Source organism: bacterium (assembly GCA_016786595.1).
Classification (GTDB): domain Bacteria; phylum Bdellovibrionota_C; class UBA2361; order SZUA-149; family JAEUWB01; genus JAEUWB01.
In genome coordinates this window covers 182,240-199,761 of record JAEUWB010000003.1, presented here as the reverse complement: position 1 = coordinate 199,761, position 17,522 = coordinate 182,240, and the positions used below count along the sequence as shown (strand labels likewise).

Sequence of the window (17,522 nt, the reverse complement as noted above, 5' to 3'; positions counted from 1 at the left end):
GGCCGTTCTACTCATAGCAAAGGTAACTGTACATCAACTAAGAACTGGAACTACGATTCTACAACTGGTGTGGTCGCTTGTAACTAAGCTAACCATCTACCTAGTGTAGATTCCTAAAGGGGAGCACATGCTCCCCTTTTTCACATGAAGCGCACAACTATCACCTGCCCCAACTGCAAATCGATCACTCAGGCAAATTCTGCCTGCTGGCCGTTTTGTTCGGAACGCTGTAAAACTGTTGACCTCGGTGATTGGGCAAGTGAGCGCTATCGCATTCCCAGCGAAGCACCTACGGACCAAAGTGACAACCAAGAGCTACTTGATCAATTAGAAGAAGATAATGAAAGATAGCTTTCAATGCGTTTATTTAATGCGCCCGGCCCTGGGAAGACTTGCGCAAGTCCAGACTTAGCAACGCTTGAAACCCATGCATGATTAACTGGGCCATCAATTAAGCTCGATAAGAGCTTAACAATTTGCATCACCAATTGAGATCGTTCCTGAACATGCCTGGCGAGATAATTAACTAAAACATTAACAGCAACTTCTTGCAAATCGCCTTCCACGTCCCAATTTACGCCAAGCGCATAAGAAATTACGCGCTCCATAATTGCTGACAATTGGTCCCAATCAGAAGCAATGATTTCGATCACAAGTGCAGATGTCATCGGCTCTTGAATATCAAGCACTGCTTCCAGCATGCCCATTTGTTCGCGGAGGTTAGCTTTACGCACGATCGTGATTACGTCAAAGAGTTCATCGATCAGATTGGTCTGACCTTTTACTATTTTCTTGATGATTCCTTGGCCATATTGGATTAAGCCTTGCGCTTCTTCGCTTGAAATGGCGTGCTCGCTAGTGCTTTTAATCAGTAACTTTTCGAGATCCATTTGCAACCAAACGTAGAATAAAGCTTTTAAGGCGCAGCAGTAAATTGCTTTTACTTCTCGGCAGTTTGCGCTGTCGAATATAAAATGGCAAAACCTGATCGAATAAACCTCGATAAAGTGGTAAGGTTATATCTTGCGCTAAGTCGATCGAAATATTTTGGTCTTTAGCAATTAACGCAACTTCAGCGTTAAAATGTTCGGGCAGTGGTCGAGAAGATTTCAGTCCGAGTAGCAACCGTTCGCTACCTGATTCAGAAACGTTTTGATTTTCCGGCACAACTGACGTGAGATAAGCTTCTTCGATTTGTTCAAAGGCATCGAGCATTCCCAGGATTCTCTGCATGACTGTGGCAGGCAATTCTGGAGCAGTGCGAATATTAACATCGGGCAAAAATTCTAAGTCTAATTCTTCGATAATTTCATCGATTGCTTGCTCGCCTTTGCGAAGTTGCTCGATTTCCCAGAAGGAAAATTCTTTGCCGATATCTTGCCCAGGATTTAAATGCAGGGAGCATTGATCTGGGATCAGCCAGAGGAGGGCTTTAAAGTCTTTAGTGATGACGGCCAGATCGTTTCCCGACCAGTCGGCTACAGATTCTTGAGTGGTAAAGATTGGAATACAAAACCGTGTTTTTGACTGAATAACCAGGAAATCATGATTTTGTTCATTTTCAGTTTCAAAAGACGTGCTTGGAGGGAGAAACACCTGTGATTGAAGCAGGGTGCGGTAAAATGTGGCTATATCGCTTTTATTGTCGCTATTTGCGGCTTTAATTAGCGCTTCTTCAAGTAGGTTCATAAATAATATTTATGCAATACAGGTGATAAAGCCTTCTTGCAAATAAAAGAGCAATATTACAGCTACTTGACACAGGCGGTCGATTACGGGATTTTCGGCCCTCCTGACTGTTCCCCGGTAGCTCAGTCGGTAGAGCAGGTGGCTGTTAACCACCGTGTCGGCGGTTCGAATCCGTCCCGGGGAGCCAATTTTATACATAGCAATAAATTGCAACCACGGGACGGATTCGAAGATCGAGCTCTGTGAATCCGGCAATCATTTCTTAGAAATGATTGCTACTCCCGGGGAGCCAATTTCTAATGTAGTGAAAATTCCCGACACGGGACGCCCTATTGTCTATTACGGCGAAAATCGAGCTCTGTGAATCCGGCAATCATTTCTTAGAAATGATGCTACTCCCGGGGAGCCAATTTCTAATGTAGTGAAAATTCCCGGCCTTAGCGAAACAAACTAAAGCGTTTTGTTAATTCCTTTAGCGCCTCGGTATCTCCGAAGGTAGCAAGTCCGAAGTATTCAAGTTCAGCTTCATTTTTTTCAACGGTAGCAGAAAGTTGGTTAGCTGAACCGCCAACAATCATGGTCTGCGTAAAATCTGTGTATGGTAGTTTACGATCAATCAATTCGTTACGTAATTTTCTAATTTGGTTTGAATTTTCTGCTTTGAGCACGATGAATGGAAAGTGCGAAATGCTGGGATGTAGTCCGCCATCCAGATCTTGATACTCTAGAAAGCAAAGGTCCGTAGGTCGTGGAATTTGATTTATTAAGCCTGCAGTCATATGCCCTAGGGCATTCATTAATCTGCCCAATTCGATTTTTTGATTTAGCACAACAACAAAGCGCTTTGTTTGCTCAGGGGGCAGATCATTAAGCTGATTTAAGATTGGGTGTGACATATTGAAAGATTACTTCCGCTATTACGCATGGCTCAGTTTGGTGGGTAAGCACTGAGCAGAGGTTTGTCAACGCCAGTTACACTATTCTTTGGTAGCAAAGGCGATTTTCTCGAAACCAGCTTGCTTAGCGGTTTCCATCAAGCCCACAACGCGCCCATGATTAACAGCTTGGTCGGCACGGATAATAATTAGATCTTTCGGAGCAAAAGCAGTCAGGGTTGGCAAAAGTTCTTCAGGAGCTATTAATTTTCCATCGATAGAAGACTCGCCACTAGGTGCTAGCGTTACGCTGATGGGAGCTTTACTTTCTGCTATTTGAGCGCTTTTTGCCTGCGGTAGGTTAACTTTAATTCCCTTGGTAGAATCAAAAGTAGTAGTAATTGCAAAAAAGATAATCAGTAGAAACAAAATATCAATCAGTGAAATCACATTGACTTCAAAGGACAATTCACCATCTTGTTCGGTATCAAAAAAATCCATAAAAACGCTTTTTAGCGCTGTGCAACTTGGTGAAAAATTCGAAAGACAGCTTCCTCTAAGGCATGAATGCAGTGCTTCGTCCTCGAAGAAAAGTATCTAAAAAATAATAAACTCGGGATCGCAATGGTTAGTCCACTAGCGGTTGCAATTAATGCTTCAGAAATGCCTCGCGAGACGAGCTGCGGGTCGACGCCTGCTTGATTACCTAAGCTAGCAAACATCGAAATCATTCCCACCACCGTTCCAAGCAGCCCTAAAAGTGGGGCGACTGCAGAAATTGTTGAAAGCACCCCGAGGTGTTTACTCATTACTCGACCTTCTTGTTTACCCAAAGTTTCAACTAAGTTCGACAATTCAGCTCTTGATAGATTTCTTGAACTAAGTAAAGGCAAGACAAGCCGTGAGTAAGCAGAAGGGGTTTTTCTTAAGATTGCTTCGGCAATATCAAATTTCTCCTGTGCGATGAGACTTTCGATTTCGCTAGCCAAATCTAAGGGCAAGATAGTTTTTTGCCTGGGCCCCCAAAGGATGCGTTCAACAATCACGGCGAGAGCAATTAAAGAGCATAGTCCGAGTGGAATCATAATCCACCCACCATGACTGAGCATTAAATATAACGTTGTAGATTCAGAGTTCATGAAAATCTATATAAACGATTAGTGTGGATAGTCAAAATCTACTGCACGAACCCCGCGACGCATGCGACAATTCTCAACCAGACTCCTTAATTGCGAATGTAAATCCACAGGCTTTGCCACTGCTTCAATTACAACTACCGGGTGGGTATTATCCATGGTCAGTAAGCCTACGTTACCAAGGCCCATCATCCGTTGGAAAAAAGGCTCGGTTACAACTAAGTCGCGCACGCGGTAAAGCTCTAACTGGTCGCGTCTACGCGATAAAATTCCTTGAGTGATATTTAGTCTTTCATTAGTCAGTTCATAAGTCCGACAACGCAATTGTAACCAGCGATACGCGGCGTAAAAAACTGGTACAACCAAAAAGCAGGTAAGGGTACAAATCAGATAGAGGTCGCAATTCTTCCACTGCGAACTTCTACCCGTCCAAATCACTTTTTCTAGAGAATTCTGTATTTGATCCATAAGTATGTTTTTATCAAAAAATTTTAATTTGGCCTAGCGTCTCAGCTTCGAGCAAATCAGGCTTTAAATGCTAGTCTTTGTTACTTTGTGCGTTAAAAGTAATAAAATGTGCTCGAAGTTCTTTCAGCTCAGAAACAACAGCTTTAATTTGAGGATCTTCAGGCCAACGCTCCAAGGCCGATTTTGCGAGCTGATCTGCCAGTGCACTGCGTTGAGTTTGATAGTAAAGCAAGCATAGATTTCGCAAGGCCAAAGCATGGCGAGGTTCGATCTCGAGCGCGACTTTAAGCCAATGTTCAACTAAAAAATTTTTTCGCATCTCATTATAAAGCAGAGACAAGCGATACGCGGCATCTGCATACTGGGGGTATATTTTTAAAGCGCGTTTGAGAAAAAACTCTGCCTCACTCAGCTTACCCTGATTAAAGCAAGCAATTGCGTAATTTTGGTTAGCTTTAGCACTTTCGGGCGATACTTCTAGAGCATGTGCTTGCAAGACTTCATTCGATAGCCAAAAAGTATTTTGCTTAACTGAGAGCAAGGAAAAAATTATACAGATTGATACTCCTGCGCTAACAGCAAGCCTGCGGGATAAAAAATTTCTTAAAGTCAAGGCAATCAAGCCACAAATGCCTATACTGCCCAAATAGGCCAGGCGCTCGGCAAAGATTGTTCCAGTAACGAAAAATATATTTGAAGTGATAATAAAACTAAAAACAAACCAGAGTCCAAAAAAATATAACTTCAGCTGATCGCGCCTGAAGATGCTCCATAAAATTATGCTGATCAGACTTAAAATCAGCAGCAGGTTGCCAAATTCAAGTGCATGCTCATAGATATTTACAGGGGTAACAAGCTTTAACTTTGAGTACGAATAATCTGTTGTAAGAGGCCAAGGGATAATTGACAACCGTATGTAGTGCCCGAGTAATACAATACCGTTAAAAATTCGCTCAGGAAGTTCGAGCGCCACTAAAGGATTCACTACATAGAAAGGCCGATCTTCAGATCGCAGCACTGCTCCAAGAGCATGAAATCTAAAAAACAAATACGTGATACCCGCCAGAAAAACTAAAATTGTAGACGTAGCTGCAGATTTCAAGCCCGATTTATTAGGTTGTTGTGCAATAAAGAATAAAGGAGCCAAGGCGCAGGCACTCAGCGCACTTTCCTTAGACATCAAGGCACAAAGGAAAAATAAAAAACTAAGTGCTGTGTATATTTTTCTGTCCCGGACATAGCGCCGCTCAACAAAATAAATCCCAGCTAAAAGAAATAAGGCCGCTAAGAGCTCGGTGCGATCTACGATGCCCGTTACAGCCTCTACATGCAGAGGATGAACTGCAAAAATAAGTGCTGTCCAGAACGCAATTTCAACACCAGATATTCTTTTGATCATCCAAAAAACTAACCAGCAAACTAAAATATGTAAGCAAATATTAAATATATGGTAGCCGCTTGGATTTTCAGCCCCCCAATAATAATTCAGCGTGAAAGTCAGTTCACTGAGCGGCCGGTATAAATTTCCAGGCCAAGTTGGTGATAGAAAAAGCTCCCCTGCCCGACTCAATTCCTTGACGATTTCGTTTTGATGAATATGATAATGATCATCAAGGGCAAAATCATTATGAATGCTATTAAAAAAAACAAAAAAACAAAGGCAGGCTAGTAAACTTAATACAAATCCGCGGCGATTGATTAAATGCTCTAGAGTCACCCTCAACCTGTTGCTCCAAATTTACGCTTGAGCTTAGTCAGTAGGTCTCTACGGAAAAAGCGTAGTCCACGTCGCTTTGAATTTAACCAAAGCATCCAGTAGCCAAACTGCGATAGCGTTAAACGTAACAGCCTTTGCTTGCCCCAAGGAACAAAGCAGAAAAAATGCGAGAACATATTAAGCTCGGTTAAAATAAACTCCTTGCCAGATGCTCTGGGGATTTCAAATTGATAATCCGGGATTAATTCACCTTGGCGCCTACGCGTCTCGATAATTCTAAATGCGCGGCCGCGCTTTTCATGCCCCATCATTAAGTTTGAGGTTCGAGCAAGCTCACTTGAAATACGCTTCAATACAAGTGCGTTAGCTTTTTCAGCTTGCTCGACTAAAGCAATGCCGCGCTTAGTGCGTGCCAGCGCAAAACTCCAGCCATCATAAAAATCAACTCCCTCAGGAGGCGTCATCCAGGGATCGCCCACTGCAAGATCGGCAAATTCTGAAGTTGAGTCGTAGCAGGTCAAACAGCGTGGTGGCGTATATAGCCGATACAAAATATTCAAAACTTCCATTGAGCTTGGACGATAGCCATTTTTAACCTTAGGAAAATAAACCGGTTGTGTTGAGCCGTCCTTAAAGAAAATGTACGGCGTCCCGGGATGCTTGCCGATTCGTGAAATAAATTTTTGCGCAGGATTCGCTTGCTTTTGTTGAGGCGTCTCAAGCTCAAGCGAATCCCAAATTGTATACATTGCATCATGCTCAACTGCAGCATGACAAAAGAGCCCAATTGAAAGCACGACCCGATCTTTAATGCGCCGGTCCAACGCGGCTGCCTTATGATAACCATGAATCTGACAAGGTAGCCCAACTACGGCATAACGACCTTCCACTTCACGGATTTCTTCAAACGTAATATTGGTCGGAGAAATGGCATACTTAGATTTCATCGCCGCAAGAATTTCGGTCTTACTCCGGGCAATTTTTGGCTTACCCTTCCAAAGCACTTGATCGTCAGAGGCTACTACAGCTGCACCTGTAATCACTCCTTGCTCGAGCAAGGAAACCAGTAATCCGCTAATCAAACCGCCACTTGTTGAATTTTTTCTAATCTGCTCTTCGCTCGCATAAGCCAAATATGCTTGTTCAATATGCCCGTGCATATCACGAAGATCAGGGGCTTGCGGAAAAAGCTGCTTTGAAATTTCTGGAACATTAAATTCATCACCAGGACAAACTTTCACGCACAGATCACAATCAGTGCACGCAGCTAGATTCTTAACAATCGGAAAATCCTGGCGATCCAGCCCCAGCACCTTTGTCGGGCAAATACCAATGCAGCTTCCACAACGATGACATAAATCGTTATCGATAATACGCGCTAACGCGCGCAGCGCGCGCGGCGGCTCTTGTCCATCAGGACTTAGTGCTCCTTTAACAAGCGGCCCAGTGTTTTTCAGCGGAATTTCGTTCACAAATATTTAACTGATTAAGCCTTACGTCGACACGATAAAACTACTGGAGAACCTATGATTTTCGTGATACCAAGACAAGCACAAACATTTTCCATAAAACTAGAGATCCTTGGCTGCTTCAACAAGCGATGTAAGCCCATTGGGAAAGCAAATTGTTTGTGTACGGAACTGACTGTCATGCCTTGCAGGCGCAGAGAAGATCTTAATTCATGTCCCGTATAGCTAAAATATGGCCGCGTATTACCTTCGATCTTGCGTTTATAATTAAATAAAATTGGAGTGAGTCGGTTCAGCGCAGAGAGCGAAGGGTAATCAATAATTACAGCTTGTCTGGCAACTCGAGAAAGTTCTTTAAGCAAATCCTCCCAGGCAGTGACATGCGCCAATAGTCTCACGGCAATGACTAGATCAAACGATTGATCTTCAAATGGCAATTCCCAAAGATTTGAAACTTCAGTCGCAAATTCAGGTTTCACTGACAAGCTCTGTGCGTAAGCTTGAAGATTAGTAAGTGCTGCTATATGGCTACCTTGAATTGTGGGCTTTAAATTGAGTTCGTGATAGAGCCCTAGTAATTGTCCATGGCAGCCGCCAACTTCAAGCACAGTCTGTGGGCGACATGACAACTGCGCAATGGCGTCGCGCACAGCGGACTTTTGTTTTTCCAACATCCACTCGCCAACTGCCCCTGAAAAACGCGCACGATATTGCTGTGAAGAAGTTTCAAGATCTGGAGTTTTCGTGTCGTGTTCAAGAAGCATAAGCAGCAGTTGCAGGTTTTAAAAAAGAACTATATGAATTCTTCGTATATTTGGTCAAAAGGAACGTGGAATTAGCTCAATCATTCACTGGGAAGAAAGTACTTGTCACCGGCAGCACGGGATTTGTTGGCAGTCATTTAACAGTGAGATTACTTGAACAGCAGAATATTGTGACTCTCTTGGCACGCTCAACCAGCAATAACGAGCAGCTTAAAAAATTCATTCAACTAGGTGCAAAAGTTATTACCGGTGACCTGACTAACCGTGAAAGTGTTTTTCAGGCGGCTCAAAACCAAGAATATATTTTCCATGTCGGTGCACTTTACCGCGAGGCAAAATTTCCCGATCAAGTCTATTTCGACGTCAATCTAGAAGGCACGCGCCATGTTTTCGACGCTGCTAAAGAGCACTCCATTAAACGCGTGATTCATACCAGCACAACTGGCGTGCACAGTCATATTGAAAATCCCCCCGCTGATGAATCATATCCCTACCATCCGACAGACGTTTATCAGATTAGCAAAACCGAAGCTGAGAAATTAGCGAAAGAACGTATTGCAGGAGGCCAGGACATTACGGTGCTTAGACCTGCAATGATTTGGGGGCAAGGCGATCGGCGCATACTCAAATTATTTCGCGGCATTTATCAGCGTAAGCTGCCGATCATTGGCACTGGTAAATCCTGGACACACTGGATCTACGTTCAGGATCTTGTAACTAGTTATTTGCTTGCTGCGCTAACGCCCCAAGCTAAAGGACAGATTTATTTAATTGCCGGCAATGATCCCTTACCTCTCGACCAAGTTTATCAGGCAATCTCGAGAGTTTCGGGGGTGCCGCTTTTGCCTTACCGCATTCCCGCATTTCCCATCCAGCTTGTAGGGTCATGCGTAGAACTACTCTGCCGCCCCTTCGGGATTGAGCCACCGATACATCGCCGTAGGGTGGATTTTTTCGTTAAAAACAGGGCTTTTAATACAAGCAAGGCACGAACCGAGCTGGGCTTTAAGTCAACCCACAGTTTCGAGGAAGAGGTGCAGATTATTTTCAATTGGTATAAGAACCAGCAGTGGCTAACATAGTAAACGAAAATCCAAGACCTCAGCATAAAATTTTAATGATTGCGCCGCAACCGTTTTATGAAGAACGCGGCACTCCAATGAATGTGCGCGCCATGTGTGAAACGCTTGGATCAGCGGGAATTCAAATCGACTTGGCTTGTTATCCACTTGGACAAGAATTATTCCTACCCAACACAAAAATTTTACGAGCAGGTGGCTGGCCAGGGATTAAAAGCGTAAAAATTGGTCCTTCCTGGGGAAAAATTGCACTCGATTTGCGCTTGGCGCTTGCTTGCCTGAGGCGTTGTTGTTTTACACGCTATGACCTAATCCATGGCATAGAAGAAGGTGGAATAATTGCTGCAGTTCTAGGAAAGATTTTTCGCGCCCCTTATGTTTTTGATCTTGATTCAAATATGACTGAGCAACTTCTAGCCAGTAGATTTACAAACTCTAGAATACTCTTAAAGGTCATTGCTACGCTTGAAAAATTCGCACTGCAGTCTGCTGCTGCTGTGATCACGGTCTGTAAGGCTCTAACTGATCATGCACGAACGCTCACAACATCCCACATCGCTCAAATTGAGGATTTTGCACCTGACTCTGAAGTTTCCGATCGAAAAACGTTAGAACAAATCAGCTCTGAATTTGAGTTCCAAGGGAAAAGAATTCTTCTTTACACAGGTAATCTAGCTTCATATCAGGGTATTGATTTATTGCTCAGCGCTTGGTCAGCATTTATAAAAAATTACCCGACTTCGGCTAATAGCTGCTTACTAGTTATTGTTGGCGGCTCAAGCAGTGATTGCACACGCTATCAAGACATCGCAGCAGGACTGGACATTCCAAACTCTTCGCTATGCTTCACTGGGGCTCGCCCACAACATCAAATACAAGCATTTCTGGATCTATCTACCGCAGTAGTCTCGCCACGAATCGAGGGGTCAAATACTCCATTAAAAGTGTATGCCTATATGGCAAGTGGCAAACCATTGATTGCGACTCGAATCTACTCGCACACACAAGTTCTGGATGAATCAGCTTGTTATTTAGTCGAAACCAATCCAGAAAATTTTGCGGTCGCAATTTTTAATGCCCTAGGCAGCTTACCAGAGCAGCTTAATACAAATAAAGATAAGGTCACACGCGCTCAGGAAATTGCCTTGCTGAACTACACTAGACTTGCGTTTGATCGTAAACTAATCGGGCTCTATGCAGAATTATTAGGAGACCCAGAGCTAAGTTTAGAAACACGTGCCACAAAAATTCAAAACGGAGCGCATACGAATCAAGCCGCATCCGTGTAGTAAGTATAATAATATCAAGAGCTTATAGATTCTGACAATATTTACTAAATCATGACACATTCCTGCTAATCGTCGCCATAACAGTATTAGATTACAAATATGGCTGAAGTGGATCGCGGTTTTAAAATTGTTCAAGGAAATCTTTCGCGCGGCGAATTAGAAGAGCTTTATGCGCGCTTAGTCACAACTGCACAAATCAGTTCTGAGTTTCTAGTGGCACTTGATCGCAAACTTACAAATCGCTTTCATTTAACTCCAGCAACAATACTCAATCAAATTTCCGATGCACGAAGAATCACTAAAACTTTGATTGATACCTGCGAGCAATTGCGTAATTGCTTAAGTCATAATGGCGCTGGCGACCTACTTGACGCTAACGAACTGATCGCAACTCCGCTTAAATTTGAAGAGAAGCATGATTTCGTTAATGCTGTTATTTTCACGGAAAGCAAACATAGCATTGCACCACTTAAACCGCTTGAATGCATTAGCGTATTAGAGAAAATTTTTCATACAGTTGATCCTGAACTATTCAGGGCAGAACGCCCACGCTTTGCGAAAGTTCTAAACCGAACTGCAAATTACTAAATCAGTTATTTTTTACGTAGCAAAACTTAGAGCGTTTTTACTCTAAATTAATCCAACACTTATTTAATTTCTACGGCAAGCCAGTTAAGTAAAAGCACACGCTCTTTAACTTCGATATCTTCTCCGCCGATAAGTTCACTGGAAAGCGTCACTACATTTGGCCCAAAGTGCCAAACCTGCGGAGGGATGTTAACACTACGCGTGACCAAACCACTGCCTTTTAAGCTTACTTCGCCAAGCGGAGTATCATTTAGCCCAATTCTTACTTTCCGTTCCCGGATTGTCCTTTTAGTTGGACTTAGTCCCAAATTAATACTGAGGACGGATGGTCGCTCTCGTAACAATAAATCCCCATCAACTAGAAATTGGCTTTGTGGTCCAGTCGCCCAACGCACAGTCAGTTTACCGAAAGGAAATGGGTCACTCAGACCGAGGATCGTTTCAAGTTGTGGGCTGCCAATATCAATTGCGTGTTTGCGGGCAAACCAATGCGGCAATTTTTTGGGCTCTACAAAGGCAAAGGCGTAAATGCGCTCGTCTCGGTCCCAGAATGTTGGGATCGCGCGATAAGCTGTAAATGGTAATTTTTCAATTATACTCTGCGTCAATGCTTGCGATGTTAAGATGAAATAGGGGTAATCGCCAGCTGTTGGTGTGCTTAGTAATTTTTCAAACTTTTGTCGATTCGGATCAAGCACAAAATGCTTTTCTACTAACCCGGGGTAGACTGATTCGAAACGATTAAATTCTGGAGCGTCTACAATCAAAATCCCCGGGGCTGTAGAGGGTTGTTTTTTATAAAAGTTATGTAGGTCGTACATTGCGCTATCGAGCGCAATTGGCCCACGTGGGTTTAGTATTCGCGCGGCTGACTTTGGAAGATGTTCGCTATACAGTTTTCCACAGTAGATAAGTATGATTGTTCCGCAAATTACTGCGCTAAATGAGCCTCGTGGGTTTCCATTAATCCAGGGGGTTATGCCTTGCTTAAGTAAATTAAATGCTTGATTAACTGTTAGGCCAGCAAGTAGTGCCAGCGCGGGAAAACTTGGCGCGATATAGTGTTCTAAGCGTGATGGTAAAAAGCTTAAAAATACTATGGGAAAGGCGGCCCATATTAAGATTGCGGCCCAGCGGTAATTTTTACGGATCAAGACCTCAGATAAGGCAAAGAGGATTCCTGCCCCAAGTAAGACGGGTGGAACAATTTCACGAAGCACAAAAATCAACCTAAGGTAAAAATAGCGATCGTTTGCATTGTGATAACCTTCTTCGAAGCGTTCGGTTAATTCTTGTCCGACCATTGTCTCCCAAACGCCGGGTATAAAAAGCAGTCTAGGGACCAGGTAAATTGCTGGAATTACAATTGAAGGAATTATTGCCCATAGTGATAATTGAAAAATTTCCTTATAGCGCTTTGTCGATAAACCGTATGCCAAGACAAATAAGGCAATGACGAGCCAGGCGTAATATCCGAATGCGCTTTTTGAGAGCACAGATAAACCGACGAGTATGCCAGAGTAAGCCGCAAATTGCTTGGAGCGTGTTTGATTTGTAGACAAGTTTTCAATCGCTGAAAAGCCTAAGTAAATTGCCAATGTAGTGAAAAAAACTACAATTGAGTCTTGAACGGCGACGCGGTAGCCGTGAGAAAAGGCGAAGATTCTTGATCCGATCAGTGCGCAGACTGAAAATATCCCGAGTAAGCCTGATCCGAACCAGCGTAGGGCGATTAAATAAATCGCGAAAAAAGTTCCTGCGCCGCTAGCGGCGTCGATAAATCTATAGCTGAATTTACTTTCATGGCCTAACCACATGGGGATCAAGGAGAGCCACATCTTGAATGGTGGTTTATTATGGTACGGGGTGTGGTTGAAGCTTGGCTGGAGTAGGTTGCCGGAGTGGAGCATTTCTTGAGTGACGCGAGTGTGGATGGTTTCGTCGGTAGTTTTGAATGATTCTGCTCCGAGGTTATAGAAGCAGAACCAGCAAATCAGTGGTACCAGAACCATCAGTTCTGCAATCCGCCCCCATTTTAGCCCCGCTGGTGTCATCCTGAGTTGTAACCTAGTGTAAATATGGAAATAAAACTATAGGGACGCAACAAGTTAGCCCCGCTGGTGTCATCCTGAGTTGTAACCTAGTGTAAATATGGAAATAAAACTATAGGGACGCAACAAGTGGATTGAAACGGCCGAAAATAACCATAGAGAAATTAAAATAGGAGGAATTTTCTATGGGACATCCACGTAGAAGGTATGAGCATGGAGGGGTATATTTTATTACAAATCGCTTGGCTGAGGGCCTACCATTTGTGCCAAATGAATATATTAATCGTTTAATTCTTGGAGTTTTATCACTAGCCCAGGAAAAATGTAGCGACATAGCTATTTGTGCACTTATTTTCTTGCAGAATCATTACCATATGGTGCTCGTGCCCCAAGGGGACCCGGCTCGGGTTAAAGACTTCATGAATATCTTTAATGGAGAGTTGGCTAAGATGGTTTGTAAGCTTTTAGGTAAAAGACATGTTAAGATCTGGGCTCAACGCTACCATGCCGCTCAAATTCTTAATGCTGAAGCTTGTATTAAGCAATTAGCTTATCTCTACGCTAACCCTTGCTCTGCAAGGGTCGTTAATTCAATTGAATCTTGGCCAGGGGTTAGCTCTTGGAAAGCATTATCTGAAGGCAAGGACATTGAGATCATCGATAGTTATAAGTATATTCGCTCCAGATATATATCGAAGCTGCCGAATAAACCCTTCTCTCAATTAGAAATTGAACAACTATGCAAAATGCTAGATGACCTTCCAGGTAGGTCAAGAAGTATTGTTTTTAAGCCTTTCGCCTGGAAATCAGCTTTTATAGAAACTAAACTCCTCTCTAATCAAACACTGAAGGAAACGCTTGTTACTGGATTACATACTCTTGAAAAAGAGCGCATCAAAGCTGGCTCTCCTAAATTCAAACTCAGTGACTCTAAACTATTATCCTTACAAAACCCTTATAAATTCTATAAGCCTAAAGAATTCGGCCTAAGGGTCATTTGTATCTCTACTTGCCTGGAACTAAGAAAGTCGTTCATCCAACTCTACAAAGATTTTTGCGAAAAATGCTCAGTTGCCTGGGAACAGTGGAGGCTTGGAAACTATAGCTTCACCTACCCATCGGGAGCTTACTTGCCTACATCATTCCCTCGCTCTTCAATCTATAATATCGACTATTAGCAATTTAGCGGTTTTCAAGTTGTATTTTGATGCTCCGATTGCGCGAGTGTGCACCGGCTTGTCTTGATCTTGCGCTTTTTCTCGTAAGTTTGTCTAGTTTTAAAATCGTAATTCCTTTTCACAATTTCATGGCATGATTTATCTCGCTTAAGTTACCAAAATACGATCAAGGGCACTACAAATTAGTCTTATCTAGCCCATTCCTGCTCTTTATGTTCTTAACAGGCTGACACCAGTGGGCTGGGCTGGGCCTGGGGCCTAGAATGGTGCGCCAAAAGAAAAGTATGGTACGAAATTGCGGTCGCCCTCCTTCCGGTCAAGCGGATGACCAAACTCCAAACGAATCGGCCCAATCGGCGACGTCCAACGAATACCTCCCCCTACAGCTTGACGCAATTCCGAAACCTCCAAGTTCTCATCATCATCAAACGCATTGCCAATGTCATAAAACGCAAGCGCCTTGATCCCAACTTCCGCAGCAAGTGGAAAAAGCATTTCAAAATTTGCAATCAACTGCTTCGCCCCACCATAAAATTCCCCGTTCGTGTCCCTCGGCCCAAGCTTACGCGCCTCGAAACCCCGCACAGAATTTATGCCTCCTGCAAAAAAACGTCTAAACAACGATAAGCGGTCACTATCCCCATAAGCCTTGCCATAATCAAAACGCGTACGCTGCGAAAATACAATCGGCCCAATTGCAGTATCAATCAACGGATAGTAAATCGTGTTACTCGCCTGCCCCAACCAAAACTCCTCGTCCCCACCAAGGCCTGCATACTCCACCTGCAATAATTGCCTCGACCCACTGGCCGGGTTCAACGGGTTGTCAATCGTATTACGTAACAACTTCGGGGTAATACTAGAAAGTAGCGTCTCCCCTTCAGCATCCTTAACTAAACTCGGAGCATCTTCCTCAATTTGATGAATCTTGATCTTTGCTAGTTGATAAGTTGTCGAAAAACGAATTTCATCTTTAGCCTCTGACCCAAGAAAAGCTAGCGGATAACCAAGCGTAACACTTCCACCAGTTTGCCTGCGTTCAAAAGTATCGTAACGACGATTTGCGGAAAAAATATCTAGCCCACCAGAAAGATACGTATCGTTAATCCTCGGATTATCATAACTAATTGTATAGTTTTCGTTACGATCACCCAAATCGGAATTTAAGGTAAGCGAATTTCCTGAACCAAACATATTGGTCTCAGAAAAACGGGTGTTAAAAATAAAGCCTTCGCCAGAACTAATCCCAGCACCCACACTAAATGACCCCGTTTGCCCTTCCTTAACCAACACATTCAGATCAACCTCATCCTTGTTGGGGATAGATTGCGGCGTAATCGAGGCCTCAGTGAAATAACCAGTGCGCCGCATTAATTCCTCACTGCGCTTTACTTTAGAACTAGAATACAGATCTCGGTCTGCAATTTTTAACTGGCGACGGACTACATTGTCTGCAGTTTTATCGTTACCTGCAACGTTTACGCGATTAACCGTAATTAAATTACCCTTACTAATCTGATAAGTGACATCAACCCTTCTAGTTTCACGAATAATTTTAGTATCCGGCTCAACGTTAGCAAAAGCATAGCCAATATCAGTAAATTTTTCAGATACCGTGAAAGTATCTTGGTTAAGCTTGTCTACCGAGAAAGTTTCTCCACTAAGCGCCTTTGTTCCAGTCAAAGTCTGCTCCTGACTACCATCAACCAAATCTCCCTGCGCAGTTATTTCACCAAAAGTGAAAAGTTCTCCCTCAGTAATGGGGAATGTCAGCTTAATGCCATTTTCAAGTTCGCTGATGCGGGGCTCTCCCACACTAACCTCTGCATATCCTTGGTTCAAGTAAAAACGCGCGAGTTTCTTTACATCATTATCTAATTTCTCTTGCTTTAAAATTCCGCTGCCTGACAACCACGAAATCCACCAGGAATGAGTTCCAGTATCGATTTCATCCTCCAGTTCATCGCTTGTAAACGCGCGATTTCCTTCAAAAGCAATTTCTCGAATCACTTTTTTATCTACTTCTTTAACTATGTATTTGAGGTCAACTTCATTTTCGCCGACAACTTGCTCTTCTACTTCAATTGTAGTTCCCGCTCTACCCAGGCCTTCATAATACTTCATTGCTTCTGCGACTCCAGCTTTAATTTGTTTGCGGTCAAGGAATCGTCGCGTGGGGATTAATAATTTTTCTTTTAATGTTTCATCATTAACTACATCGTTACCTTCCAATAGAATTCTTCGAATCGAAGGTTTCTCAACAAGCGTAACAATAAAATTACCAACTTGATCAACTGCCCCTGAGACTTGATCAAAAAAACCAAGGCGATAAATCCGCTTAATTTCAGCATCAATCGTTTCTGCATTAGGAGTCATGCCTTTAGAGATTTTCATCCCCACCAGCACTGATTCACCATCAACTTTATTTAGGCCGACAAGCCGAATATCCTTGATTGACACATTTTTCGTTGTTAGCGGAGCAGCAGCACTAAATTCTAGCTGCGCAAAAAATAGGCCATAACAACATAGGGCCAACACAAATAACTTCTTCATCACTTTTTTTTCTCCACCAATCCGTTTGACGTCAATTCAAAAATCCGATCAAGTGAATTTGCTAGTTCTCTAGAATGGGTAACTAAGATCATTGTAACTTTTGTAGTAACTTGTATGCCCTGCAGCAGATTTTGTATTTCTTTGGCTGTATTTAGATCAAGATTCCCTGTAGGTTCATCAGCAAGCAGTAATTTCGGCCGGTGCACTAGCGCCCTAGCAATCGCAACTCGCTGCTGTTCGCCGCCGGAAAGCATTGTCGGGCGATGCGTCAAACGCTCCTCCAGCCCAACTTTGACAAGAATTTCACGTGCCGCGTTTGTAGCAGCTTCGACACTACGGCCCTGAATCAGTAAAGGCAGCATTACATTTTCTAAAGCTGTAAATTCGGGCAAGAGATGATGAAATTGAAAAATAAAACCAATTTGCTCTGAGCGAAACTTGGCAAGCGCTGTGGTCGAATAACTCCCGTCTGAAATTAAAAAATCACCAAGCTGAATTGACCCTGAAGTTGGCGTTTCCAACGTCCCTAACAGATTCAACAACGTTGATTTACCGATCCCCGATTCGCCAATAATTGCAATACTTGTGCCAGATTTTACAGCGAGTGAAAGATTGTCGAAAACCCTTACAGTGCGTGCGCCATCGAGATAGTGCATTGATAAATTT

17 protein-coding genes and 1 tRNA gene are annotated in these 17,522 nt (G+C 43.1%); 6 read left to right on the top strand and 12 right to left on the bottom strand.

What is annotated here, in order from left to right:
• Positions 1–144 precede the first annotated feature (144 nt).
• Positions 145–351, top strand: a complete 207-nt coding sequence (gene yacG / locus JNK13_01420; protein MBL7661387.1) for a DNA gyrase inhibitor YacG — start codon at positions 145–147, stop codon at positions 349–351.
• Here the strand turns inward: yacG and JNK13_01415 are convergent.
• Together JNK13_01415 and JNK13_01410 are read right to left on the bottom strand one after the other, a co-directional pair.
• The gene (locus tag JNK13_01415; protein MBL7661386.1) at positions 324–890 is read right to left on the bottom strand and encodes a hypothetical protein; all 567 of its coding nucleotides are present in this window, start codon (positions 888–890) and stop codon (positions 324–326) included. The genes yacG and JNK13_01415 overlap by 28 nt on opposite strands.
• Positions 865–1,689 (bottom strand): SseB family protein, encoded by an 825-nt coding sequence (locus tag JNK13_01410; GenBank protein MBL7661385.1) that lies wholly within the window; start codon positions 1,687–1,689, stop codon positions 865–867. The genes JNK13_01415 and JNK13_01410 overlap by 26 nt, the downstream gene beginning before the upstream one ends.
• A gap of 111 nt (positions 1,690–1,800) precedes the next feature.
• Between JNK13_01410 and JNK13_01405 the strand changes: the two genes are divergently transcribed.
• Positions 1,801–1,876: transfer RNA gene (locus tag JNK13_01405), tRNA-Asn, on the top strand.
• 250 nt (positions 1,877–2,126) lie between these two features.
• Here the strand turns inward: JNK13_01405 and JNK13_01400 are convergent.
• The 7 genes from JNK13_01400 to JNK13_01370 form a co-directional block, all read right to left on the bottom strand.
• Positions 2,127–2,585 (bottom strand): DUF2000 domain-containing protein, encoded by a 459-nt coding sequence (locus tag JNK13_01400; GenBank protein MBL7661384.1) that lies wholly within the window; start codon positions 2,583–2,585, stop codon positions 2,127–2,129.
• Between the two features lie 81 nt (positions 2,586–2,666).
• A complete protein-coding gene (locus JNK13_01395; protein ID MBL7661383.1) occupies positions 2,667–3,065 on the bottom strand; it encodes a biopolymer transporter ExbD in 399 nt (132 codons plus the stop codon).
• Positions 3,066–3,076: 11 nt separating this feature from the next.
• Entirely contained in the window at positions 3,077–3,703 is a 627-nt protein-coding gene (locus tag JNK13_01390) for a MotA/TolQ/ExbB proton channel family protein (GenBank protein MBL7661382.1), read from the bottom strand.
• 18 nt (positions 3,704–3,721) lie between these two features.
• Entirely contained in the window at positions 3,722–4,168 is a 447-nt protein-coding gene (locus tag JNK13_01385; protein MBL7661381.1) for a PH domain-containing protein, read from the bottom strand.
• Positions 4,169–4,238: 70 nt separating this feature from the next.
• Positions 4,239–5,885 carry a tetratricopeptide repeat protein gene (locus tag JNK13_01380; GenBank protein MBL7661380.1) on the bottom strand — a complete coding sequence of 549 codons (1,647 nt, stop codon included), beginning with the start codon at positions 5,883–5,885 and terminating at the stop codon, positions 4,239–4,241.
• A gap of 2 nt (positions 5,886–5,887) precedes the next feature.
• Positions 5,888–7,357 carry a Coenzyme F420 hydrogenase/dehydrogenase, beta subunit C-terminal domain gene (locus JNK13_01375; GenBank protein MBL7661379.1) on the bottom strand — a complete coding sequence of 490 codons (1,470 nt, stop codon included), beginning with the start codon at positions 7,355–7,357 and terminating at the stop codon, positions 5,888–5,890.
• Positions 7,358–7,371: 14 nt separating this feature from the next.
• Entirely contained in the window at positions 7,372–8,118 is a 747-nt protein-coding gene (locus JNK13_01370) for a class I SAM-dependent methyltransferase (protein ID MBL7661378.1), read from the bottom strand.
• Between the two features lie 65 nt (positions 8,119–8,183).
• Between JNK13_01370 and JNK13_01365 the strand changes: the two genes are divergently transcribed.
• From JNK13_01365 to JNK13_01355, 3 genes are all read left to right on the top strand, one after another.
• Entirely contained in the window at positions 8,184–9,200 is a 1,017-nt protein-coding gene (locus JNK13_01365; protein ID MBL7661377.1) for an NAD-dependent epimerase/dehydratase family protein, read from the top strand.
• Positions 9,188–10,486, top strand: a complete 1,299-nt coding sequence (locus tag JNK13_01360) for a glycosyltransferase (protein MBL7661376.1) — start codon at positions 9,188–9,190, stop codon at positions 10,484–10,486. Before JNK13_01365 ends, JNK13_01360 begins: the two co-directional genes overlap by 13 nt.
• A gap of 99 nt (positions 10,487–10,585) precedes the next feature.
• Positions 10,586–11,074, top strand: coding sequence for a hypothetical protein (locus JNK13_01355; GenBank protein ID MBL7661375.1), 489 nt, complete (start codon positions 10,586–10,588; stop codon positions 11,072–11,074).
• 59 nt (positions 11,075–11,133) lie between these two features.
• Here JNK13_01355 and JNK13_01350 read toward each other — a convergent pair whose 3' ends face one another.
• Positions 11,134–13,086: a glycosyltransferase family 39 protein gene (locus JNK13_01350; GenBank protein MBL7661374.1), complete on the bottom strand. Its 1,953-nt coding sequence runs from the start codon at positions 13,084–13,086 to the stop codon at positions 11,134–11,136.
• A gap of 224 nt (positions 13,087–13,310) precedes the next feature.
• Here JNK13_01350 and JNK13_01345 point away from each other — a divergent pair, with 224 nt between their 5' ends.
• On the top strand, positions 13,311–14,303 hold the full coding sequence (locus JNK13_01345) for a hypothetical protein (protein MBL7661373.1): 993 nt from the start codon (positions 13,311–13,313) through the stop codon (positions 14,301–14,303).
• A 258-nt stretch (positions 14,304–14,561) separates the two neighbouring features.
• On the opposite strand, the gene bamA is transcribed toward JNK13_01345, so the two are convergent.
• Both bamA and JNK13_01335 read right to left on the bottom strand, forming a co-directional pair.
• The gene (gene bamA, locus JNK13_01340) at positions 14,562–16,856 is read right to left on the bottom strand and encodes an outer membrane protein assembly factor BamA (GenBank protein MBL7661372.1); all 2,295 of its coding nucleotides are present in this window, start codon (positions 16,854–16,856) and stop codon (positions 14,562–14,564) included.
• A complete protein-coding gene (locus tag JNK13_01335) occupies positions 16,856–17,512 on the bottom strand; it encodes an ABC transporter ATP-binding protein (GenBank protein MBL7661371.1) in 657 nt (218 codons plus the stop codon). The genes bamA and JNK13_01335 overlap by 1 nt, the downstream gene beginning before the upstream one ends.
• Positions 17,513–17,522: the final 10 nt, after the last annotated feature.